We start from the raw sequence: 3,663 nt of genomic DNA, 5'->3' as shown, positions 1-3,663 counted from the left end.
TCAAAAGGAAAGGCCCCGCCAGGGGAAGCGGGGCCAATCGGGTAGGGATGGGAAAAGGGTTCTGACAGTCCCGATAGTATCCGAGCCGCGTGAAGGATCTCTTAACGAGAGATTAAGAACACTTCATGGATATAAGTAACTGAAATCACGCAAAAACGAGGCGGCCCGGCACTTTCGTGACCGGGCCGCCGTCGGGGAAGGGGGAGGAGATCAGCGAACCGCCGCGCTCCGGGAGGGGATCAGGGGGAAGAAACCGGAATGCTCGCGGCAGCGGAGCCTTTGGGGCTCCCGCCCCTCTCGGGGCGTCTGCACATACGATGCGCCCTGCCAGTAGCGGGATTCAGAAAAGTGATCGCACAAAAGGGCAGCGGCCCGGCTGTGTGGGGTCAGCCGGGCCGCGGGGGGAATGGGGAAAAGGGATCGGGGATAGGAGGCTGCCTTGAGCAGCTGAAAAACATCCTACTCCCGCCGGGTGAAGCGACATTTAAACGCGCGTTAATTCGGATTCATTTTCGAGCGAACGCGAACGACGCTACTTCGCCGGATACAGACGCGGCCGGCGCGTCTTGGGATCCAGGCCAATGGCCGACTTCCCTTCGAGCAGCTCGTGCAGATGCCGGCCGAGAACCTGCCCACGCCAGCCGCGGAAGGCCGGGTTGTCGGGGTCTTCGAGTTCCTCGGAACTGGCGCGGTAAAGGGCGCGCAATGTCGCGCGGTTGGCCACGACCTCGGGCGGCACTTCGTGCTTTGCCGCTACGTCCTGCATCACCACCTGCATCAGGCCCACGGCGGCGTCTTCGCCATCGTCGGGCGGGGCGCCCTTGGCCCAGCGCGGCCAGGAATCCTGGGGCTGGGCGTAGCCCTTCTGGATTGCCTCGACGAGGCCCGCGCCCCAGCGCTCGGCCTCGCCGCTGATGCCGCGCACGCGCTTTAATCCGCCTACGTTCTTGGGGTTCTGTCGAACGGCGGCGATCAGCGCCTCGTCCTTGATGATGAAGCCCGGTCGCAGGTCGCGGCGGAGCGCCTCTTCCTCGCGCCAGGCGGCCGCTTCGCGCAGCGCCGAGAGCTGGCGGGGGCTCAGCGAGCTGGCGCGCTTGACCTTCTGATAACACTCACGGGGCTCGGGATCGCGGTAGCGCGATTCATCGAGGGAAGCGGCGAACTCTTCCTCGGCCCATTCCAGGCGGCCCTTGGCGATGAGCAGCTCGCGCAGCTTGGTAAAGAGTTCGAGCAGCGGGACCACGTCGTTGAGGGCGTAGCTGATCTGCTTTTCGCTCAGCGGGCGGCGCAGCCAGTCGGTGTAGCTCTGGCTCTTGTCGAGCTCGGTGCCCAGGTAGTGGGCGATGAGCTTGCCGTAACCGGGCTGGGCGCCCATGCCCAGGAAGGATGAGGCGATCTGGGAGTCGAAGATCTTTGAGGGAAGGCGACCGACGTTGTCGTAGAGAATCTTCCAGTCCATCTCGCCGGCGTGGACGACGGTCAGCACCGATTCATCGAGCAGCAGATCCCACACCGGGGTGAGGTCGTCGACCGCCAGCGGATCGACCGCCCCGGCATGACCGCCGGGGGAGGCGAGCTGAACGAGGCCCAACCGTGCCCGGTAGGTGCGCTCGAAGACGAATTCGGTATCGAATGAACAGACGCCGTCGGCGCGGATGGCGTCGCAGAGCGTGGTGAGGGCCTGGGGTGTCTCGATCAGCATGGCGCGAGCCTTGTAGCACATCCGGGCCGCACATGTGCCAGACCGCCGCTGGACGGCCATGAGGGCGACGCAGGGCCCCGTCGCGGGCAGGGGGACACCAGTGGGACGGCGGCGCGGGCCGTGCTAGGCTCCGCCGCCAACCGGGCCTGCTTGGCCCGCGGGAGCAGCTCCTTTGGCAAAGAAACTCAAACTGGGCACGCGCGGTTCTCCGCTGGCCCTGGCGCAGGCGCGCTGGGTGGCGGAACGCATTCGCGGGATCGATCCCGAGATCGAAATTGAAGAGCGGATCATCAAGACCCGCGGCGACAAAATTCTTGACGTGGCGCTCTCGAAGGTGGGGGGCAAGGGGCTCTTCATCAAAGAAATCGACGCCGAGTTGCTGGCCGGCGAGATCGACTTCGCCGTGCACTCGATGAAGGACATGCCCGCCGAGCTCGAATCGGGACTCATCATCGCCTGCGTGCCGGAGCGCGAGTCCCCCTTCGACGCGCTCTGCAGCAAGGGGCCGGGGCTCGCCGCCCTCGCCGAAGGTGCAAAGATCGGCACGTCCAGTCTTCGCCGTCAGGCGCAGCTCAAGCTCGCGCGCCCGGATCTCGAAATCGGCTTTCTTCGTGGCAGCGTCGGGACGCGTCTTGGCAAGATGCAGGACGGGACCTTCGACGCGGTCATCCTTGCCGCGGCCGGGTTGCGACGCCTGGGCATGGCCGAGCACATCAGCGAGGAGCTCATTCCCGACATGATGCTTCCCGCCGTGGGGCAGGGCGCGCTGGCCATTGAGACGCGCGAGGACGACCATCACCTGCTCGAGCTGCTGGCGAAACTCGAAGACGCGCATACCCGCGTGACGACCACCGCTGAACGCGCCTTTCTTCACCGGCTCGAAGGCGGCTGCCAGGTTCCCATCGCCGGACACGCGACGCTTGAGGGGCACATGCTTACTTTCGAGGGGCTGGTCTGCGACGTCGATGGAACCAATCCCGTGCGCAAGCGCGTGCAGGGCCCGGCAGAGTACGCAGACAAGCTCGGCCTCGCGGCGGCCGAGTGGATTCTCCAGAACGGCGGCAAGGAAATTCTCGAGCGCCTTTATGAGGAGGCAGCCAGTGAGTGATTCGAAGAAACCCGGCACGGTCTATCTCGTGGGCGCCGGTCCCGGCGACATCGAGCTGGCGACCCTCAAGTGCCGACGCCTGATCGCCGAGTGCGACGTGCTCGTCTACGACTACCTCGCCAATCCCGAAATGGTTTCCTGGGCCGGCGAGGGCGCACAGAAAATTTACGTCGGCAAAAAGGGCGGCGACCACACCGTCCCCCAGGACAAGATCAACGAGATCATCGTCGAAAAGGCGAAGACCGGCGCCAACGTCGTGCGACTCAAGGGCGGCGATCCCTTTGTCTTCGGCCGTGGCGGTGAAGAGGGGCAGGAACTGCGCGCCGCAGGCGTGCGTTTCGAAGTGATTCCCGGCGTGACCTCCGGCGTGGCGGCGCCCGCCTACGCCGGCATTCCCGTTACCCACCGCGAACATTGTTCGCAGGTGACGCTGCTCACCGGCCACGACGCCGACGGCAAGGACTACACGCAGGTGCAGTGGGACCAGCTCGCCAAGGGCAGCGGAACGCTGTGCATCTACATGGGCGTGAAGACGCTGGCGAAAAATGCGCAATCGCTCATCGACGGCGGCCGCGCCGCCGATACGCCCTGCGCACTCATCCAGTGGGGAACCCACCCGCGCCAGCGCACGCTGGTTTCAACGCTCGAAAACATCGCCGCCGATGCCGAGCGCGAGGGATTCGGGCCGCCGTGCATTTTCGTGGTCGGCACGGTGGTGAGTCTTCGCGAGGAACTCTCGTGGTTCGAGACGCGCCCGCTTTTTGGGAAGCGCGTGCTCGTGACCCGCGCACGGGCACAGGCCTCCGACATCCAGCACAAACTGCGCGAGCTGGGCGCCGAGCCGGTGCCGTTC

The 3,663-nt window shown here is 65.5% G+C and carries 3 protein-coding genes; 2 read left to right on the top strand and 1 reads right to left on the bottom strand.

Annotated features, from left to right (window positions below; translation table 11 throughout):
- Positions 1 to 532: 532 nt before the first annotated feature.
- Positions 533 to 1,702, bottom strand: a complete 1,170-nt coding sequence (rnd, locus tag KDH09_07555) for a ribonuclease D (GenBank protein ID MCB0219531.1) — start codon at positions 1,700 to 1,702, stop codon at positions 533 to 535.
- 172 nt (positions 1,703 to 1,874) lie between these two features.
- Here rnd and hemC point away from each other — a divergent pair, with 172 nt between their 5' ends.
- Positions 1,875 to 2,810 carry a hydroxymethylbilane synthase gene (hemC, locus tag KDH09_07550; protein ID MCB0219530.1) on the top strand — a complete coding sequence of 312 codons (936 nt, stop codon included), beginning with the start codon at positions 1,875 to 1,877 and terminating at the stop codon, positions 2,808 to 2,810.
- On the top strand, positions 2,803 to 3,663 hold an 861-nt coding region (gene cobA, locus KDH09_07545; GenBank protein ID MCB0219529.1), incomplete at its 3' end, for a uroporphyrinogen-III C-methyltransferase. The genes hemC and cobA, both read left to right, overlap by 8 nt.

The organism is Chrysiogenia bacterium (assembly GCA_020434085.1).
Taxonomy (GTDB): Bacteria; JAGRBM01; JAGRBM01; order JAGRBM01; family JAGRBM01; genus JAGRBM01.
Note: the sequence above shows the minus strand (reverse complement) of the source record. Positions and strands in the feature narration are given on the sequence as shown.

What these genes read in the sequence shown, in the direction of transcription:
- rnd (MCB0219531.1), bottom strand. Translation starts at nt 1,702, where the DNA reads ATGCTGATCGAGACACCCCAGGCCCTCACCACGCTCTGCGACGCCATC.